The organism is Acinetobacter sp. PFS20 (assembly GCF_052261015.1).
GTDB lineage: Bacteria > Pseudomonadota > Gammaproteobacteria > Pseudomonadales > Moraxellaceae > Acinetobacter.
In genome coordinates this window covers 2,621,368-2,639,269 of record NZ_JBPVZE010000001.1, presented here as the reverse complement: position 1 = coordinate 2,639,269, position 17,902 = coordinate 2,621,368, and the positions used below count along the sequence as shown (strand labels likewise).

Genomic DNA, 17,902 nt, shown 5'->3' with positions numbered 1-17,902 from the left:
CACTAAGAAGCAACTGCTTTAGCTAATCTCGAAAAGCCTAGTGTAATGGCTAGTTTTAGCTGTGCAAGGATTAATTTACTTACCACTGGAGCTTTTGCCGTTAGCTCGATGCGATATGTAACTAAAGTTATGTATGGGGTGATTTCAGAAAACTCGATTCGACCTAAATGATGTTTAATCAAAGGATTGTCTATTAATTTATATTCAATGCTTTTATTTTCTTCAAGCAAGGTAATTTCTTCTTTAATTGGCTTGATTGGGCCAAATCCCATACGACGAACTGAACCTAAACCATCAGGTCTTTTAGAATCTGCTGAGTCTTTCACACGTACGACTTGTAATGGCGCAAAAGCAGTATTGTAAGTTGCATGTTTAGAAAGCAAATTAAATACGTCACTAAGAGGAGCATTAAATTCTTTTTTTACGGTAATTACATTACGCATTGAATATTCCTTATTAAAAAACATGGCAGTAAAATCGCGTTAGTTTGCCATAAGCTCGTGTTACTTTTTAATCATTTAAGGACGTTTTCTGTTGTTTTTCTTGTTTCTTTTGCTCGCGTCTTTGTTTGAAAAAATGGCTAAGTTGTTGGGCACATTTTTCTTGTAAACAACCTTGTTGAAAGGTAAATCTATGATTGTAATAACCATCTTGTAATAACTGACGAGCACTTACCAATGAACCTGCTTTAGGCTCTGTTGTACCAAAAACTACATGTTTGATTCTTGCATGTACTAATGCGCCTACACACATTGTGCATGGTTCAAGAGTGACATATAAAGTCGCATCGTCAGGTAATCGATAATTATTTAATGATAAGCATGCTGCACGGATAGCTTGAATTTCTGCATGTGCAGTTGGGTCTAACACACTAATTGGAGCATTATAGCCAGAACCAATCACTCGATTTTGGCTTACTACAATCGCACCGACAGGAATTTCACCCTGTTGTGCAGCTAATTCAGCTTGCTCGTAAGCAAGCTGCATCCAATATTCATCACTATATTCAGTCATGTATTTAGGTGATCACACCGTGTTGTCTAACTAACGCATTCCAGCTATCTATTGAAGTCACTGGCGGGCAATCAGCTAATATACCTCTTAAGCTTAAGTCTTCACATGGTTTCCATTCTGGTGATAAATCTTTATCAACCAACCGTGCACGAACCCCTTCAACAAAGTCAGGATGACGAATTTTCCACTCAGAAATCTGAGCTTCTAGGTCAAACACCTCATCCCAAGAATGTATCTGTTTACCCCATTGCCACAGCAACCAAGTGATTGCCGCAGTACTAGGGGATCCTTTTTGTAAGTTCTCACTCGCTTGGCGCAACCAATCACTACTAGCATCACGCAAGCTCACAATAGCTTGATAATCTTGTTCAAAATTAAAACCGCGACAAACGCTATGAATCACATCAAGTGAGTTTTGTAATGGGCCGGCCGCAACAGGACGATGCAAACTATTTAAAGTATCATCAATTGCGCGGAAATCCCCAGCAGGATAATGAGCCCAATTAATATTTAAAACTTTTTGCAAAACATTATCACGCTGTGCTTCACAAATATGTGTTGCCCAACCAATGCTATATGCTCCAGCGGCTGTCATGATTGAACCAGTTAAACCAGTAAACAAGCCTATTGGCCCACGATCTGCCAAGAAACGGCTCGCCCCTACATCTGGATATAAACCAATATTAATCTCAGGCATTGCCAAACGAGAATATGGAGTTACTAGACGGAATGGAGCTGCCATAAACAGGCCCAAACCACCACCCATAACATAACCTTCGCCCCAAACAACTACAGGCTTAGCATAATTATGTAAGAGTAAATCTAAAGCATACTCTTGCTGGAAAAACTTATTCGCTGTGTCTACTTCTTGATTTATAACAAGTTGACGTAATTTTCTAACATCACCACCTGCACAAAAAGCTTTTGGTGTAGTTGAATCTAACCAAATTGCTTTAACGCTCTCATTATCACGAAAATCTTCAAATACTCGTAATAATGCCGTTACGATTGATTCATCTAAAGCATGCAATGATTTAGGACGATTCAAACGTACTATACGCCAGCCGTTTTTTGCTTCTTCGACCACCAAGTCCGGGTGATAGTTATTTAGATTGGGAGAGTTCATCATGCGTCCAATTGCCAGTCTATGGGCTCAATGCCATGTTGTTTCAAATATTGATTTGTTTTTGAGAACACTTTACATCCAAAAAACCCACCTCTGTTTGCAGCAAGGGGCGATGGATGTGCAGCGGTTAAAACCAAGTGTTTATCTCTATTTATACGTTGTCCTTTGCGCTGTGCATAAGCACCCCACAAAATAAATACTACATGTTCTCTTTGCTCATTCAGGACATCAATAACTTCATCCGTAAATGCTTCCCAACCTTGCTTTTGATGGGAGGTTGGCTGTCCAGCTTCGACAGTAAGCACGCTATTCAGTAAAAGTACGCCTTGCGTAGCCCATTTCGTTAAGTCGCCATGACGAGGAGCTGGAATACCCAAATCTGTATGTAATTCATGAAAAATATTACGTAAAGATGGTGGTAATGCAATACCTTTTTGAACAGAGAAACTTAATCCATTTGCTTGGTTTGGTCCATGATATGGATCTTGTCCAAGAATAACGACCTTCACATCAGCCAATGGTGTCGTGTTTAGAGCACTAAAGATTTGTTTACTCGGTGGATATATTATTTTTTGTGCTTGTTTCTCTTGAAATAAGAAATCGCGCAAATTATCCATTTGAGGGCTTAACAAAAAAGGCGCTAAAGGTATTTTCCAGCTTTCTTCTAATTGAACTTTACTGAGTTTATCTTGCTGTTGCTCAGTTAATTGCATTAATGTCATCCTAGATCAATTTTCAATTCTACAAATACTGTAAGTAATTCGACTTATACTTCGACTTGTAAATCAACTTGAGGATTATTAAATTTAATCCCATTTTTCAAGTCTTCATACATTTGAGGATTTGCCCACTCTATCTGAATTTGGTCTGAAAAAACAATTCCATCGAGACTTAAAATCCCCATTTGTTCATTTTGAATATCTTCAATAAAGCTTTGTGCATATCCAGTATCAGTCTCATGAACAATAACTGAATAAACCTCAACATCACCTTCCCCATTTTGAGTGATGGTTGATTGTAAAACTTGCTGAGCTAGATAAAAGAAAATACGTGAAAACTGTTCGGCCGAAGGTGAAACAGGTAAAGAAATCCAACGAGCACTAAAAGTCTGACAAGCATCAATGTATTGAGAATCATCTTTTTCCCAAAAACAGATTGCATGATCAAAGCTGTCAATAAGGTCTTTTATTACCCCTTTTAGAAGCCCAAAATCATAAACCATTTGTCCATGATCTAATTTCGAAGCTTTAAGCAATAATTCGACTTTATAGCTATGTCCATGAATTGATCGCTTACAACGATCCGATGTACAGTTTCTTACAACATGTGCATTTTCAAACTTAAATAACTTACGAATTAACATGTGCCAAATCGATCATTCCTTCTAGGAACATTATTATAAAGCAAAAGACGAAAACTTCGCACCACTTTTCAATTAGAAACAATTAGCGAAAAGTATGATAAGACTTGTGAAGAAATATTGAAGATAAATATATAGAAAATTTATCTTCATTTTATTCAATCATCAGAGAAGTTTCTAAATATGACTTTTTAACAACATGATAAAAACAAATAAACCAAAATTTTTCAATTAGTTAAATGGTGACATGTTTCTAGAATAAACATAAACCTGCTTATCATTACGCATTAGTGCACTTGTAAATTGTCTTTTTCGATTATTTAGCACGACCTCAATTTGTGCTTGAAAAAAACTCGACTTTACATCTAATAAGCTATTCACTTCAGTTCTCTTTTGAGTGTCGACTGTTGAAAAAGCATTCAATTGCCATAATTCATCAATATTTTGAAAGAATTTTAAATTTTGTTGGCGCATCTGGAGCTCTTTTTCTACCGCCCCTAAATCTAATTTTGGATCAATACTCGCTAAAACTAATGGCGAGGCTGTATTGATATTCACTTTTGTACTTTCAGGTAATGCAGAAATATAAGGAGCAATTAAATCATATTTCTTACCGTCAAACCCTCTTACTAATTTTAACTCTTCAATACGATGAAATTTAGCATTTGAAGCTAAATAGCTAGGATCAAGACCTTCATAATAACTGCTTTCAGCACCCATAGGCCCAGATGGTTCGTCATCTGGATCTTGCCAATCAATAACTGCTTGACTTAATTCTGCTGGCAAGCCTACACGTACAAGTAATCGCTCAAACCAATTTTTAGCAGCTTCGTTTACCTTACCTTCATTCGTCGTCAAATTGTTTAGGTTAAATTTGCCTGAGTCATCCAGTAAACGTCCTGATACTGTTCCATCTTCTATTGGAAAAGGTGGCATCGGTTGTGCCCATGTTTCTTTTAAATGATCAACGCCACCAGCATTGTTTGCATCTTGAATTAATAATTCAGAAAAAAAGGCCTCTGCACTTTTTGCATAGAGTAATGACTGATTTTGACGCATCAAATAACCAGTATTTTCCATCGTATTGGTTTGATGCTTTGCAATAGAGGCAGCTAAAATTGTAGCCAAAGCAACCATAATTAGAATGGTGAGCAAAGCAACGCCTTGCTGGCTTTTTTTATAATGCAACACTATCCCACTCCTTTATTGGAGAGCGATAAATCACCTTGATTTAAGCTATAAATCCACTCATAACTTACACCAGCAACTGTGAGCTGTATTTTTATTCCTTTCGGCAGCTTTCTAAATTCTTCAGGTTTTGTGGGATTAATATTAATTTCTGGCCACTTTGTCACTTCTTGAGGCGTTAGTACCATAATTTGAAATTGTTCAACTTGGTTTAACAACGTACTTGATAATGGTTGCTCTCTGTTTGAAGTATTTAAATTACTATATTTAAGACGATAAAGCTTTTTTTGATCAGGATCATATCGATATTCGATACGCTCAAAAGGTGACAACCCTTGTTTTAAGGGATCCGTAACACCAGCCTTACTAAAGTGAAGAACTTGATTATCAAGTTCTAAGGCTGGACGTAATTGCCCGCCTTGATTAGCCGATAAAGGTATAATTTGCAACGTATCACGTAAAATTTGTTGATAAGCATCTTGCAATTCAAATAATTGCACTTCGTGTTGTGCATTACGATCACGGACTTTTAATAAATAATCAAAAATCTTCCAACCCAACAAAGATAGAACAGCAAAAATTGCAATTGCGACTAAAAGCTCAACTAAAGTAAATCCTGATGCACGATTTAATCGAGCACTGCTCGATCGTGCAGCAAGACGAGAAGCTGGACTTCTCGAGCGAAGATAATTATTTTTTATCATTATTTTGCTTTCATTGGATAATTAAAAAATACCAAGTGGGTAATACCATTTTGAACTTTTCCTTTATCGGAATCATATAAGCTAATTTGCAAATCTACTTTCTGAACATTCGGGCTGACTGTAGATTCAGCAGATTTATCAATCTGCCAGGTTTCACCTTGCGAAGTAACTTGCTTACTTTGAGTACCTTGAAGCCATTCTTGATTTATCTCCATTAAGGCAACTTCATTCATTGCTACGAACTGAGCTTTTGTTCTAAGAATTGCATTTGAGGTAGATTGGGTATATTGCATGGCTACTTTAGTTAACGCGACGGCAGCTACCGCAAAAATTGCTAAAGCTACCATTACCTCTAATAGAGTAAAGCCTTTAGATTTCATTTATTTTACCCAAATGATCAATTTGTATTTCTGAACCAATTGGTTTTTGTTCAAAGTAAAACTGTATTTTAACTGTTTTAGCTTCACCATTTCCAAACCAGATTAACTGCGGAGCCTGCCCACCAATTAAATCTGTATTTGTAGCTTTTGAATAGGTTTGACCATCTAGAGGTTGTACTGTAAACGATACATGTTTAGGCAATTGGCGCGTAGTAAATTCTGGGTATTTCTGCCAACGATTTTTTAAATCTTGTACCTGTAATTTACTCTGATCGTGGTATTCATACAGCTCATAAGAAAATGGAGAAACGTCAGTTTCACTCATAGTAGATAGAGCTAAAACACGAGACTGATCAAGTGACTCTTTACCAATTTTATGGGCATCAAGCAAAAATAACTCTCTTGCTTGCATCGCTTTCTTTTGGTCAACCCCACCTATATTAAGTACAACAAGAGAGGTCATAATCGTCATAATAACAATCACCACCATCACTTCAATGAGGGTAAAACCTTTTTGTGATTTAGGCGGTGATTGAGATTTCATATCGACCTATTAAGCATATTGTTCAGCAGTTTGTTTAGGTAAGGCTAATGCCTGATCAATATAAGCCACTCTTAAAGTGTCCCGTGAACCTAAATAGCGTTGGTAAAAACTTGAGTTGAGAATAGCTGCTGCACCATGAGTTAACGACCAAATGGAAGCCAGATAATCTCGAGTTGTCATATTGCTTTGAATCGATTCTAAATAGTGATCTGTCATGCGAATGATAATTCGTAATCGCTGTTTACGCACTTGATAAAGCTCATTAAAAAGGTGATGCACACCTTGAGCTGTAATCGAAAGTTTTTCCTCAATTTGATGAAATAAAACTGTCCGTTCAGGATGGTGTAAATGATGCAGCATAAAAAAGGCCAAATGTTCTGGAAAGGCCTTTTCAGTATCTTGAACCATTTCGAGTAACATACGCTCATTACGAATAATCAACAGCATGTACAATTCATCTTTACTTTGAAAATGTTTGTACAAAGTTCCTTTTGCTAAATCAAGCTCAGCAGCCAAGACATCAAGTGTCATTCCAGCTTCGCCATTTTCTAGCAATAATTGCTCCGCAACCTGAAATATTAATACTTCTCTTGCTCGGAACTGAGCCTGACGATCCATCTTCACGCAATTACTCTCTTATATAGTTTCTATAACTTAAATCGCTTTTAGCAAGTTCTCAAAATTTTGTGAGGTGATCATTGCAATTTCCTCAACCGATTTATCATATACATCGCTGAGCGCTTTGGCTACATAAGGTACATATTTTGGTTCATTTGTTTTTCCACGGTATGGAACAGGTGCCAAATAAGGGCTATCTGTTTCAATTAAAAGCCGATCTAATGGCACTTGTTTAGCTACATCACGCAAGTCTTGTGCATTTTTGAATGAAACAATACCTGAAAAAGAAATGTAATAACCACAATCCAGAACAGCCTTTGCTGTTTCCCAGTCTTCGGTAAAACAATGCAAAATTCCATGGGTGGAGTTTTCAGCACGAATAATATCTACCGTATCATGCTTTGCTGAACGCGTATGAACGACAACTGGTTTTTTTACAGTTTTCGAAGCTTGAATATGTCTTGCAAAACATGCCTTTTGCTCTTCAACAAAATCTGTACTGTGATAGTAGTCCAGTCCAGTTTCACCCAGAGCCCATACTTTTTTCGACTGAGCCAATTCAATCAAGTATTCGGTCGTGGTACGAGCCATTGTATCGGCATCTTCGCAAGGATGAACACCTACTGTATAACCAACGTCTTCATGTCTCTTTGCAATCTCTGCTAGTGCAATGTGGTCATCAAGATCAACGGATATTGCCATAAATTTAGACACACCTTCTGCTCGCGCTGCTGCAAGCGCAAGGTCCAGATCGCCGTTATAAGGCGTTAAATCTAACATCGTTAAATGGCAATGCGTATCAACAAACACTTTTCTATCCTATTTGATTACATGGTATAACTTGGACGATCTAGAGACATACTACCAGCCAAAACTCTTTCTGCCTCAGCTTTATAGTAAATTCCCTTATCCCCACTTAATTGAATAGCAAAACCTTGAGGTTTAAATCCACTCTGCTTGTGCGATATCCAGATCACCTTACCAGTAAGAGGAATCTTTTGAGACTGCTCAGGCAAAGTAGCTAAAATGAAAATTTCTTGTCCCATTTTTACTTTTTGTTTTGATGGTACAAATAGGCCTCCACCTTGCACATATCCCATATAGCTTGCTTGCAAAGTAGCTCTATCAGGAATATTTACCTGAATAATCCCCCCCATTTGCGGCTGCATAATCTTCCCCTTAAATATTCATTAAAGTTATAAACAATTGATCTATAATAAGTTGACTTTGTACATTTTGCTCAACAAGCTTTTTTGCTTGTTGTAGTTCACTATAAATATTGAATAAGCTTTCTAAATCGTAATATGGACTTAATTGATCAAAATCTAAATCTGTATTTTTCTGCGGTTGATTTAGCTTGACACAAATTAAATCTCCCAACAAGTACTCAAAAAGTACGATAAAATCGCTAAAACTTAATTCTTTTTGCCATTTTCCTGAGAAAAATAAAGGCATATTTTTTTGAGCTACAATTTTTAGCCAGTCATTTAAGAAAATCTGTCGTTTAGTAAACCAATCACTTTTTGCAATTTTTATGGCTTGTAAAGGCATATCATTAGATAGACCAAGCAATAAATCAGGTTGTACTTCTGCAATTTCAGATAAATGCTCATTCAAATATGAAGTAGCCTGCTCATATGAAATGCGATCTAAAGCAAAGTGCTGCAATCGGCTACGAATAGTGGCTGGTAATTTAAGGTAGTGATCGGCCAATAAAATTAAAACAACACGCTCACCTGGTTCTTCTAAGGTTTTTAATAGCGCATTTGAAGATGCCAAGTTTAGAGCTTCAGCAGGTTCAATAAGAATAACGCGCCAACCCTCTCCTGTTTGTTGCACAAAAGGCAGTAAATCTCGAATCTTTTCGATTTTTATTTTTGCATTTTGCTTTTTATTTTCTTCATCTGTTGTGATATGGACATAATTTGGATGAGTATCCGATTTTAACCATTGGCAACTGCTACACTCACCACAAGCACCCTGAGGTTGCTTATTTAGACAAAGTACCCACGCCAAAAAATGCTTAGCAAAAGCATGTTTCCCACAGCCTTCCTTGCCATAGAATAATAGGCCATGTCCAATATTGGGAAACCTTGTTGTTAAGGTATCCCAAGTTGTTTTCTGCCAAGGATAAACCATTGAAGTTACATTCGGATTCATTAAAAATTAACGCTTATTCAAAAGATTCGACAGGCATATTATTTAAGCGATCAAGATCAGCTTGAGTGTCCACACCAGGTGGTAAATTTGCTTGAGCAACAGCAATCGCAATACGATGTCCATTTTCTAAAACACGTAATTGTTCAAGACTTTCTAATTTTTCAAGCTTACCCATATCCCAGGTCACATATTCTTGCAATAAGCTCACTCGATACGCATATAAACCTAAATGACGAAATGCTTGTGTATGTAAAGTCGGTTCTTCACGTTTAGCCCCATCCCGATCATAAGGAATAGTTGCTCGGCTAAAATATAAAGCTTCATTTTGTTTAGACATGACGACTTTTACAATGCTATCGCGCTGAAATTCATCTAAGCTATGAATAGGCTCGCACAACGTCGACATTGAACAATTTGGTTTATCAACCAAAAGTTTTGCAACTTGCTTAACAAGTTGGGCTGGTAATAAAGGTTCATCTCCCTGAACATTTACAATAATGTCATTAGAATCCCAACCCTTAATGCGCGCAACTTCGCTTAATCGGTCTGTTCCTGATGGGTGATCAGGACTTGTAAGAACAATATCTACACCATCTGCACGGCAAATCTCAGCAATACGTTCATCATCTGTTGCCACACATAGATCATCAAAACCTTCGACTTTTTTGGCTTGATCCACTACACGTAAAATCATAGGACGGCCATGAATAAGCAACAAGGGTTTACCTGGCAAACGCGAACTTGAGAAGCGTGCTGGAATGACGATGTGTTTCATTTTTTCTTCCTAAGATAATTGGATATCAAGTTGTTGCAGTTGCTGCTTTAAAACCTGATAACACTCTACAGACAGAATAGCTTTAACAGGAACAACCCAAATAGGCTGTTTAAATTCTGGATATTTTTCAAGCAATGGCAATAATTTAACCGCATCTTTTTCAGTTGTAATAAGTGGCAGTTCATCATTAAAAATTAAATCATCGATTGAGTAATCATGATGATCACGAAACGCATGTTCTTGAAATTGTTTCAGGCCTAAACCTTTAAGTGTTTGATAAAAACGCTGTGGAAAGCCAATACCCACTACAGCATGATAATTACTTTGAGGATTAAAACCGTATTCGGCGCTTTGCGAAGGATTGAGTAAATATGGCTGTCCAGTCTCAAGATGCATATTTAACTCTGTAGTTGGTTTATACGCATGTTCAATTACTGTTCCAGTTTCTAAACGCTCAACTGGCTCTCTCAGATATCCTTCAGGTAATAGTTTTTGATTTCCTAAGCCGCGATTTTGATCGAGTACAATCCACTCGATTTGTCGTCCCAGTGCCCAATGCTGCAAACCATCATCACTAATAATTAAATCTACTGATGTTGATGCTAATAAAAGTTCTATTGCAGCCTGCCTATTAGGACCTACTGCCATTGGTACACTTGTTGATTGAACAATTAATGCAGGCTCATCTCCAACCTGAGTTGCTTGAGCACCCGAAGTAACCAACATTGGAAAAGGACCTGTACCACCATACCCACGGCTAATGACCCCAACTTTGACATTATGCTGTTGTAGATAATTCACCAGTTGTATTAATAATGGAGTTTTTCCACTTCCACCCACGGTAATATTACCAATCACCATGACAGGTACAGGTGCCTTATAAACTTTCTTTAAACCCACAGTATAAAAATTACGATTTAATAGAAACCCAGCACGATACAAACAAGATAATGGACGTAAAGCAATCAACCAACTCGATTGCTTATTCCATGCATTCTGGATCAGCTGGGCCAATGACATGCTTAGTTATCCTCAAAATTACGCTGATGTAATTGATAATAAGCACCATGTTTCTCGAGAAGCTCTTTATGAGTACCTTGCTCAACGATTTGTCCTTGATCCATCACTACAATACGATCAGCATTTTCAATTGTTGATAAACGGTGTGCAATAACGATTGTTGTACGATCTTGCATCGCTTCATCAAATGCTTGCTGAATAAAATGTTCAGATTCATTATCGAGAGCACTTGTAGCTTCATCTAAAATTAGAATTGGAGCATTCTTTAAGATTGCTCGAGCAATTGCAATTCGTTGACGCTGACCACCAGATAGGTTTAAACCTTGTGCGCCTAAAACAGTGTCATAACCGTTTGGCAAATTCATGATGAAGTCATGTGCATAGGCTGCTTTTGCCGCTGCATAGATTTTTTCATCTGATGCACCTTCCAACTGACCATATGCGATATTTTCACGAACAGTACGGTTAAATAATATAACCTGTTGATTTACCATTGCAATTTGCGTACGCAGGCAAGAAAGTTCAATATCATTAATTGGCAAATCATCTAAATAAATTTGTCCACTCGATACTTCTTGGAAACGTACCAACATATTAACTAATGAACTTTTACCAGCTCCTGAACGACCAACCAATGCCACTGTTTGACCTGGGAGAATATCTAAAGAAAAATCTTTAATAGCAGCCACATCATCAGCATAATTTAATGTCACATGATCAAAACGGATTGCCCCATTTAATTTAGGTTTCAATTGACCGTTATTTTGCTCTTCAGGTAAATCTAGTAATTCGAAAACAGAATGAGCTGCTGCTAAACCACGTTGTAACTTTTCATTAACATCAGTCAAGCTTTTAACAGGTTTTGCTAACAGGCCAGCTGCAGTAAGGTAAGCTACAAATTCACCAGCACTTGTATTACCTAAAATCTGAGGTCGTAAAGCTAACCATACAATAAGGGCCATAGCACAAGCCATTACGACCTGAACAACTGGACTATTCAGGTTTTGCACAATCACCATTTTTAAACCACGTTTTAAGTTCTCTTCCGATGACTTATAAAAACGTTTTTGTTCAGATTCTTCACCAGCAAAAGTTTTTACTACAGCATTACCATTAATACTTTCCTGAACAACATGGTTCACATCACCCATTGTATCTTGAACTTGTAACGAAAGCTTTCGCATACGTTTCGAAGCTTTACGTACCAATACACCAATGACTGGTAAAAACACAAAAACGCATAAGGTAAGACGCCAATTGGTATAGAACAGATAGCCTAATAGTCCAATAGTAATCATCCCATCCCTAACAATGGTTCTTAATGATTCCGAAGAAGCAGCTGTTAGCTGTTCAACGTTATACATAATTTTGGCGGTAATATGACCAGATGAATTATCTAAGTAATATTGTGCTGGGAGTTTTAAAAGTTTCGCATAAACTTCCTGACGAATACTAAAAACTAAACTACGGGAAATCACCGCAGTATAGTAACCGCCCATAAATAGGCCTAAGCCGCGGAAGAATACTAATAAAATAATTAATAACGGGAACCAATCCAAATCTGCTCTACTACTGTTTTGGATTGCATCAATAATAAATTTAATCAATTTAGCAACGGAAACTTCTGTTGCTGAGTTAATACCGAACCCGATAAGTACTAATAAGGCCACGCCCCAATAAGGTTTTAAATAGGCTAAGAGACGCGTATAAACCTTAAAATCTTGATTCACTCAGAAAAACCTCTAGAAGGAACTTTGGTACTAATATTGATGTTAACAAAACCGAGTTGTCCTGCCACATCCATAACGCGAATTACATCCTGATGAGACGCTTTGGCATCCGCAGCAATGATGAACATAAAGTCACGGTGCTCTTGAGCAACTTGCTTAATTGCAGTACTCAGATCAGCAACCTCTTTAGATGAAAGCGCTTGACCATTCACAGCATAATGACCAGCAGAGTCTACCACGACTTCAATTTTATGATCGTACTGTTTTGGTGGAACACCTTGTGCATCTGGTAATGTTAAATTGATGCGACTTGGCTGATTAAAAGTGGTCGACAACAATAAAAAAACCAAAATGAATAACAAACAGTCAATCATAGGCGTTAAATTGATATGAATGTCTTCAACTTGAGAACGTTTAAACTTCACTTGGCATCCACCTCTTAACCAACACGGCGGTGTTCAGCTAAAGGCGAAGAGCGCTTATAGAACAATGAAGCATGAAACAAGGTCGATTGCTGTTCTAATTCAGCAATATAATCTTGCACTACTCTTTGGAAATAGCGATAAGCAATTAGAGCAGGAATTGCAATTAACATTCCCACAGCTGTAGTAATTAATGCTTTAGAGATACCAGGGATCATTAAACTTGGACTACCAGCCGATCCAAAATCAATCACAAGAAATGATTCAATAATTCCCACCACAGTGCCAAGCAATCCGAGTAACGGCGCTACAGCACTTAAAGTACCCAAGAAATTAATATTTTTTTCTAAATAGGAAATTTCTTGAGAAGCTGCAACTTCCATTTGCGCACGAGCAAATTGCTCGCCCTGTTCGCGATGCTCAAAGCCTGCTTTTAAAATGTGTCCCAATGCACTATTTTGCACTTCTACATTTTGTTCTAAACTTTCCACTATATCTTCAGCTCTTAAAGAGCTCTTACCGCTTAATGCTTCGGGTAGAACTTGTGAACGTCTTAACCGAACAAAACGTTCAATACTGATCGCAACAGTTAAAATTGAGCATAAAATTAAAGGCAGCATCAACCAGCCACCCGCTCTCACAAGTTCCCACATATGTTCTTCCCCAAGAATATAAAATTAGAAATACATGACCCAACTGCAAATTATTCTGGCAAGCAAATATTTAAAATGCCATCTAACTCATCCAAGGTATGGTAATGAATAACAAGTTTACCTTTACCTTTTTGGTTATGATCAATTTTTACATTAGCGCCAAAACGCTCTGATAATTTCTGTGTCAATTGCTCAATATCTGGTGCTACAGGCGCTTTTTCCTTTTCCTGCTTAGGCTCACTTCTATCACGCACCAATTGCTCTGTTTGACGAACGGACAATCCTTTCTCGATTACAATTTTAGCAACTTCTAATTGATCTTTACCTTTCAAGGTCAAAATTGCTCGAGCATGCCCCATATCGAGCTGCCCTTGCTGCATGAAATCTTTAATATCATCAGCTAAACTCAATAAGCGCAGTAGATTACTGACAGTAGTACGTGCTTTACCAACTGTGTCAGCAATTTCTTGATGACTTAAACCAAATTCATCATGAAAGCGTTGTAGAGCTATTGCTTGATCAATTGGATTTAAATCTTGACGCTGAATGTTTTCGATTAACGCTAATGCAATTGCAACCTGATCATTTAAGTCACGAACAATTGCAGGAATTTCAGTTAAACCCGCAAGTTGAGCTGCACGCCAACGACGCTCACCCGCAATGATTTCATATGGATGTGTTTCATCATCAACTGGACGGATTACAATAGGCTGCATCACTCCATGTTTTTCAATAGAAGATGCTAACTCTTGTAAATCATGCTCATGAATAAAACGACGTGGTTGATATTCACCACGTTTCAGTAAATTCACATCAATTTGCTTTAACTGTCCGTGGTCTAACGCCTGTGCTTCCAGTTGTAGTTTTTCTTTTTGAATTGAACCAAGTAATGCATCTAAACCACGTCCTTTAGCCAATCCGCGTTTTTTGATGCTCATACTTTACTTCCTTTCTTCACTTTACTTCTCTTTAACATCTCAGCTGCAAGATTTAAGTATGCAACTGCACCTTTAGAACTTTTTTCGAAATAGATAACAGGCAACCCGTGTGCTGGTGCTTCTGCTAAGCGAACATTTCGTGGAACAACAGTATCATAAAGTTTTTTGCCGAAATATTGCTCTAGCTCTGCAGACACATCACGTGTTAAAGCATTTCGTGCATCGTACATCGTACGTAATACACCAATAATTTCTAAATCAGGGTTGAGTGCTTTTTGAATACGATCAATAGTCTGAGTTAAATCAGCCAAACCCTCTAGCGCATAATATTCACATTGCATTGGAATAATTACACTATCTACAGCCGCCAAAGCATTGACAGTAATCAAACTCAAACTTGGAGCACAATCCACAATGATATAGTCAAATGAGTTTCTGATTTCATTCAAAGCATTCTTTAGAATGAATTCACGACCTTCCTGCTCTGCGATAGCGAGCTCTACACCTGAAAGCTCTCGATTAGAGCCTAGAACTTTATATCCAACTTCTGCTTTTTGAATGGCTGTTTCAATTGGAACTTCGCCAAGAAGAACATCTGTAATTGAATACAAAAGATCGTTCTTTTGAATACCAGACCCCATCGTAGCATTACCTTGTGAGTCCATATCTACAAGTAATACACGTTTTTTTAATACAGCTAGAGACGCTGCAAGATTTACTGCAGTCGTTGTTTTACCAACACCACCCTTTTGGTTTGCAATCGCAATAATTTGAGCCATGGTAACCTTAATACTTTTTATTTAGATACGTTGAAGTAAAAGTAAATGACGTTGTTCATCAAGTCTTGGTACGCGCAGTTCAATCACTTTACATGAAAAGTCCTGCTTGAGCTGCTCAATTTCCTCAACTGGCACTACACCTTTCATCGCTGCGATTATACTGCTCTGATGAAGGTATGGCTGAGCTGCATCTACAAAGTCCGTTAAAGAAGCAAAAGCTCGACTTGTTATGACGTCAAACTGGCCAAGCTCATCAATTGTATCTTGATTCTCAACACGTGTTTGCACTGCCACAACGTTACTCAATTTAAGATCAGCAATAAATTGCTTCAAAAAACGAATTTTTTTACCATTAGAATCTAAAAGAACACATTGGCGTTGTGGCTGACAAAGAGCAATAATCATGCCAGGCATTCCACCACCTGTACCCACATCAAGCAGTCTACCTTCAGGTAAGTCATTTAAAATACTTAGACTATCCAACAAATGCTTCACTAACATTTCTTTCGGATCACGAATTGCTGTCAGATTATATGCTTTATTCCAAAGTACCAAAGCATCTTGATACTTTAACAATAATGCCAAAGCTTCATCGCTAAGCGATAAACCTAATTTTTGACTACCCTGTTGTAACTCTTGAAAAAACGGATGCATAAACAGATAACATCTAAGTAAAATTTAAAACAAAGTATACCCATTTATGCATCGTGGAACACTAGTTAACGATTAGGGATTACACAGTTAATCGTAGAAGCCTTCACGAATTTGCAAATCTAGCTCCAATAAACGCTCAGGCGTTCCCACATCTACCCATGCACCTTTAAGCTTTTCACCAGATATTTTTTGATTGTGCATCGCTTGCTTCAACAGTGGAGCTAAAGGACGTTTACCTGGTTCCAATCCATCAAAAAGCTTAGGATTGATAACAGACACACCACTAAAAGTGAGGTTCTCACCCGTCACATCTTGATCAAATGTAAAAGTGCGTCCATCCAATAATGTAAAGTCGCCTTCAGGATGCTGTTTAGGGTTATCAACCAATACAAGATGTGCTAAATCATCATTTAACTTAATATGGGGTAGAGCTTCAAAATCCATTGTGGTCCATACATCTCCATTCACCAGAATAAACGGATCCGTTCCAAGCAGTGGCAAAGCATTAATAATTCCACCCGCTGTTTCTAGCCCCTCATCCTCTCGTGTCCAACGGATATCCACACCAAATTGCGAACCATCACCTAAACTACCGATGAGTTTATCGGCCAACCATGCAGAATTGATGACAATTTCAGTTACACCAATTTTCTTAAGCTTTTCAATATGCCACACAATTAGAGGCTTACCGCCCACCTCAAGCAGAGGCTTTGGTGTATATAGCGTAAGTGGACGCATACGATTACCTAAGCCAGCAGCAAGAATCATTGCTTTCATTATGCTGCCACCTCATAGTTACCATATTTCTCGATAAATTTAGGCATCACTATGTTATTCATAAATACCATAAATTCTTCAAGTTCAGCGTAACCACGACTTTCTTCGAGTAAATACCACATGACTCGCGGCAAGTCTTTTAAGTATCCAGACTTACCATCACGCTCAAACAAACGAACAAAAATGCCAAGAATTTTAATATGGCGTTGAATAGCCATTAAATCTGCATCACGCTTGAACTGCTCAAAACTGCGGTTCTGTTTGGCAGACTCAGGCAATAAGTCATAAAAGGTTCTAAACCATTGATAAACATGCTCAGCATTCCATTGAACATATGCATCACGAGTAATCGAAATTAAGTCATATGTATCAGCGCCAATAACAGCATCTTGGAAGTCGATTACCCCAAGCTCTAGTTCATTTTCAATTTTCATCAGATTACGACTGTGAAAATCTCGATGTACAATAACTTGCGGTTGAGCTACTGCGGCACGAGCCAAGAAATCAAATGCATCATCAATCGTTTTTTTCTGCTCAGCAGTCGGCTGGATAGCAAGCGATGGCAACATCCAGTCTGTAAGCAACTGCATTTCCGACATTAATTTTTCGTAGGAATAAGCTGGAAACTGGTTAGTCCCATCAATAGATTGCAATTGAATAAGTTGTTTAAAACTTTGTTCATAATATTTATCGACTGTTTCATCATTTAATAATGTAGACAACAGCACATCACCAAAATCTTCCAATAACAGAAAACCTTGAACCAAATCTTTCGCGACGATCTGAGGTACGCGTACACCATGGCCTGCAAAAAATTCGTCAATGGTCACAAACGGAACACAGTCTTCTTTTTCTGGAGGGGCATCCATGAGCATATACGTTTTATTTTGTAACTGGATACGCGCATAACGTCGGAAGCTTGCATCACCTGCTAAAAAAGCGATCTTAAATTGATCATTTTTAAGAACAGATGTAAGCCATGTATATATCAATTGTTCACGTTGTGTATTCATTTGCAATAAAATCTAAAACAAGCTGAGATTTTTGAAGGGTTAAGTGT

At 37.7% G+C, this 17,902-nt stretch carries 23 protein-coding genes; all 23 read right to left on the bottom strand.

The annotated features are described in order from the left end of the window. Positions 1-2 precede the first annotated feature (2 nt). The 23 genes from ACS125_RS12480 to ACS125_RS12370 all read right to left on the bottom strand — a co-directional run bounded on the left by ACS125_RS12480 (position 3) and on the right by ACS125_RS12370 (position 17,855). On the bottom strand, positions 3-443 hold the full coding sequence (locus tag ACS125_RS12480; RefSeq protein WP_013198075.1) for an SRPBCC family protein: 441 nt from the start codon (positions 441-443) through the stop codon (positions 3-5). A gap of 67 nt (positions 444-510) precedes the next feature. Then, positions 511-1,014, bottom strand: coding sequence for a tRNA adenosine(34) deaminase TadA (tadA, locus tag ACS125_RS12475; RefSeq protein WP_443272424.1), 504 nt, complete (start codon positions 1,012-1,014; stop codon positions 511-513). A 4-nt stretch (positions 1,015-1,018) separates the two neighbouring features. Then, a complete protein-coding gene (locus ACS125_RS12470) occupies positions 1,019-2,143 on the bottom strand; it encodes an enoyl-CoA hydratase/isomerase family protein (RefSeq protein WP_443272422.1) in 1,125 nt (374 codons plus the stop codon). After that, positions 2,140-2,853 (bottom strand): uracil-DNA glycosylase, encoded by a 714-nt coding sequence (gene ung, locus ACS125_RS12465; protein WP_353155155.1) that lies wholly within the window; start codon positions 2,851-2,853, stop codon positions 2,140-2,142. Before ung ends, ACS125_RS12470 begins: the two co-directional genes overlap by 4 nt. Before the next feature lie 53 nt (positions 2,854-2,906). Then, entirely contained in the window at positions 2,907-3,503 is a 597-nt protein-coding gene (locus tag ACS125_RS12460; RefSeq protein ID WP_353155157.1) for a 6-pyruvoyl trahydropterin synthase family protein, read from the bottom strand. Positions 3,504-3,731: 228 nt separating this feature from the next. After that, on the bottom strand, positions 3,732-4,691 hold the full coding sequence (gene gspK / locus ACS125_RS12455; protein ID WP_443272419.1) for a type II secretion system minor pseudopilin GspK: 960 nt from the start codon (positions 4,689-4,691) through the stop codon (positions 3,732-3,734). Further along, the gene (gene gspJ, locus ACS125_RS12450) at positions 4,691-5,392 is read right to left on the bottom strand and encodes a type II secretion system minor pseudopilin GspJ (protein ID WP_443272417.1); all 702 of its coding nucleotides are present in this window, start codon (positions 5,390-5,392) and stop codon (positions 4,691-4,693) included. Before gspJ ends, gspK begins: the two co-directional genes overlap by 1 nt. Beyond that, entirely contained in the window at positions 5,392-5,772 is a 381-nt protein-coding gene (gene gspI, locus ACS125_RS12445; RefSeq protein ID WP_004792732.1) for a type II secretion system minor pseudopilin GspI, read from the bottom strand. Before gspI ends, gspJ begins: the two co-directional genes overlap by 1 nt. Beyond that, positions 5,762-6,316, bottom strand: a complete 555-nt coding sequence (locus ACS125_RS12440) for a type II secretion system protein (protein WP_005304714.1) — start codon at positions 6,314-6,316, stop codon at positions 5,762-5,764. The genes gspI and ACS125_RS12440 overlap by 11 nt, the downstream gene beginning before the upstream one ends. A gap of 9 nt (positions 6,317-6,325) precedes the next feature. Beyond that, positions 6,326-6,934, bottom strand: coding sequence for a TetR/AcrR family transcriptional regulator (locus tag ACS125_RS12435; protein WP_013198082.1), 609 nt, complete (start codon positions 6,932-6,934; stop codon positions 6,326-6,328). A gap of 36 nt (positions 6,935-6,970) precedes the next feature. Next, on the bottom strand, positions 6,971-7,744 hold the full coding sequence (locus tag ACS125_RS12430) for a TatD family hydrolase (RefSeq protein ID WP_443272414.1): 774 nt from the start codon (positions 7,742-7,744) through the stop codon (positions 6,971-6,973). A gap of 17 nt (positions 7,745-7,761) precedes the next feature. Further along, positions 7,762-8,103: a PilZ domain-containing protein gene (locus ACS125_RS12425; protein ID WP_003651467.1), complete on the bottom strand. Its 342-nt coding sequence runs from the start codon at positions 8,101-8,103 to the stop codon at positions 7,762-7,764. Positions 8,104-8,113: 10 nt separating this feature from the next. Then, positions 8,114-9,094, bottom strand: a complete 981-nt coding sequence (locus tag ACS125_RS12420) for a DNA polymerase III subunit delta' (RefSeq protein ID WP_443272412.1) — start codon at positions 9,092-9,094, stop codon at positions 8,114-8,116. 13 nt (positions 9,095-9,107) lie between these two features. Beyond that, positions 9,108-9,869, bottom strand: a complete 762-nt coding sequence (gene kdsB, locus ACS125_RS12415; RefSeq protein ID WP_443272410.1) for a 3-deoxy-manno-octulosonate cytidylyltransferase — start codon at positions 9,867-9,869, stop codon at positions 9,108-9,110. A 9-nt stretch (positions 9,870-9,878) separates the two neighbouring features. Then, positions 9,879-10,889, bottom strand: a complete 1,011-nt coding sequence (gene lpxK, locus ACS125_RS12410) for a tetraacyldisaccharide 4'-kinase (RefSeq protein WP_443272408.1) — start codon at positions 10,887-10,889, stop codon at positions 9,879-9,881. A gap of 2 nt (positions 10,890-10,891) precedes the next feature. After that, positions 10,892-12,619 carry a lipid A export permease/ATP-binding protein MsbA gene (gene msbA, locus ACS125_RS12405; protein WP_174728425.1) on the bottom strand — a complete coding sequence of 576 codons (1,728 nt, stop codon included), beginning with the start codon at positions 12,617-12,619 and terminating at the stop codon, positions 10,892-10,894. Then, positions 12,616-13,044, bottom strand: a complete 429-nt coding sequence (locus ACS125_RS12400) for an ExbD/TolR family protein (RefSeq protein ID WP_004642621.1) — start codon at positions 13,042-13,044, stop codon at positions 12,616-12,618. The genes msbA and ACS125_RS12400 overlap by 4 nt, the downstream gene beginning before the upstream one ends. A gap of 14 nt (positions 13,045-13,058) precedes the next feature. Then, a complete protein-coding gene (locus ACS125_RS12395; protein ID WP_174739156.1) occupies positions 13,059-13,694 on the bottom strand; it encodes a MotA/TolQ/ExbB proton channel family protein in 636 nt (211 codons plus the stop codon). A 50-nt stretch (positions 13,695-13,744) separates the two neighbouring features. After that, entirely contained in the window at positions 13,745-14,632 is an 888-nt protein-coding gene (locus tag ACS125_RS12390; protein WP_005304694.1) for a ParB/RepB/Spo0J family partition protein, read from the bottom strand. Next, positions 14,629-15,411, bottom strand: coding sequence for a ParA family protein (locus ACS125_RS12385; protein WP_003651453.1), 783 nt, complete (start codon positions 15,409-15,411; stop codon positions 14,629-14,631). Before ACS125_RS12385 ends, ACS125_RS12390 begins: the two co-directional genes overlap by 4 nt. Positions 15,412-15,432: 21 nt before the next feature. Then, on the bottom strand, positions 15,433-16,065 hold the full coding sequence (gene rsmG / locus ACS125_RS12380; protein ID WP_003651451.1) for a 16S rRNA (guanine(527)-N(7))-methyltransferase RsmG: 633 nt from the start codon (positions 16,063-16,065) through the stop codon (positions 15,433-15,435). 87 nt (positions 16,066-16,152) lie between these two features. Next, entirely contained in the window at positions 16,153-16,842 is a 690-nt protein-coding gene (murU, locus tag ACS125_RS12375; protein ID WP_443272403.1) for an N-acetylmuramate alpha-1-phosphate uridylyltransferase MurU, read from the bottom strand. Further along, positions 16,842-17,855 (bottom strand): aminoglycoside phosphotransferase family protein, encoded by a 1,014-nt coding sequence (locus ACS125_RS12370; RefSeq protein ID WP_443272401.1) that lies wholly within the window; start codon positions 17,853-17,855, stop codon positions 16,842-16,844. Before ACS125_RS12370 ends, murU begins: the two co-directional genes overlap by 1 nt. Positions 17,856-17,902: the final 47 nt, after the last annotated feature.

Coding starts and splice junctions, on each gene's coding strand:
- ung (WP_353155155.1), bottom strand. CDS start 2,853: ATGCAATTAACTGAGCAACAGCAAGATAAACTCAGTAAAGTTCAATTA.
- ACS125_RS12440 (WP_005304714.1), bottom strand. CDS start 6,316: ATGAAATCTCAATCACCGCCTAAATCACAAAAAGGTTTTACCCTCATT.
- ACS125_RS12390 (WP_005304694.1), bottom strand. CDS start 14,632: ATGAGCATCAAAAAACGCGGATTGGCTAAAGGACGTGGTTTAGATGCA.
- ACS125_RS12385 (WP_003651453.1), bottom strand. CDS start 15,411: ATGGCTCAAATTATTGCGATTGCAAACCAAAAGGGTGGTGTTGGTAAA.
- ACS125_RS12435 (WP_013198082.1), bottom strand. CDS start 6,934: ATGGATCGTCAGGCTCAGTTCCGAGCAAGAGAAGTATTAATATTTCAG.
- murU (WP_443272403.1), bottom strand. CDS start 16,842: ATGAAAGCAATGATTCTTGCTGCTGGCTTAGGTAATCGTATGCGTCCA.
- gspJ (WP_443272417.1), bottom strand. CDS start 5,392: ATGATAAAAAATAATTATCTTCGCTCGAGAAGTCCAGCTTCTCGTCTT.
- kdsB (WP_443272410.1), bottom strand. CDS start 9,869: ATGAAACACATCGTCATTCCAGCACGCTTCTCAAGTTCGCGTTTGCCA.
- ACS125_RS12420 (WP_443272412.1), bottom strand. CDS start 9,094: ATGAATCCGAATGTAACTTCAATGGTTTATCCTTGGCAGAAAACAACT.
- ACS125_RS12370 (WP_443272401.1), bottom strand. CDS start 17,855: ATGAATACACAACGTGAACAATTGATATATACATGGCTTACATCTGTT.
- ACS125_RS12425 (WP_003651467.1), bottom strand. CDS start 8,103: ATGCAGCCGCAAATGGGGGGGATTATTCAGGTAAATATTCCTGATAGA.
- ACS125_RS12395 (WP_174739156.1), bottom strand. CDS start 13,694: ATGTGGGAACTTGTGAGAGCGGGTGGCTGGTTGATGCTGCCTTTAATT.
- gspI (WP_004792732.1), bottom strand. CDS start 5,772: ATGAAATCTAAAGGCTTTACTCTATTAGAGGTAATGGTAGCTTTAGCA.
- ACS125_RS12460 (WP_353155157.1), bottom strand. CDS start 3,503: ATGTTAATTCGTAAGTTATTTAAGTTTGAAAATGCACATGTTGTAAGA.
- lpxK (WP_443272408.1), bottom strand. CDS start 10,889: ATGTCATTGGCCCAGCTGATCCAGAATGCATGGAATAAGCAATCGAGT.
- rsmG (WP_003651451.1), bottom strand. CDS start 16,065: ATGCATCCGTTTTTTCAAGAGTTACAACAGGGTAGTCAAAAATTAGGT.
- ACS125_RS12470 (WP_443272422.1), bottom strand. CDS start 2,143: ATGATGAACTCTCCCAATCTAAATAACTATCACCCGGACTTGGTGGTC.
- ACS125_RS12480 (WP_013198075.1), bottom strand. CDS start 443: ATGCGTAATGTAATTACCGTAAAAAAAGAATTTAATGCTCCTCTTAGT.
- tadA (WP_443272424.1), bottom strand. CDS start 1,014: ATGACTGAATATAGTGATGAATATTGGATGCAGCTTGCTTACGAGCAA.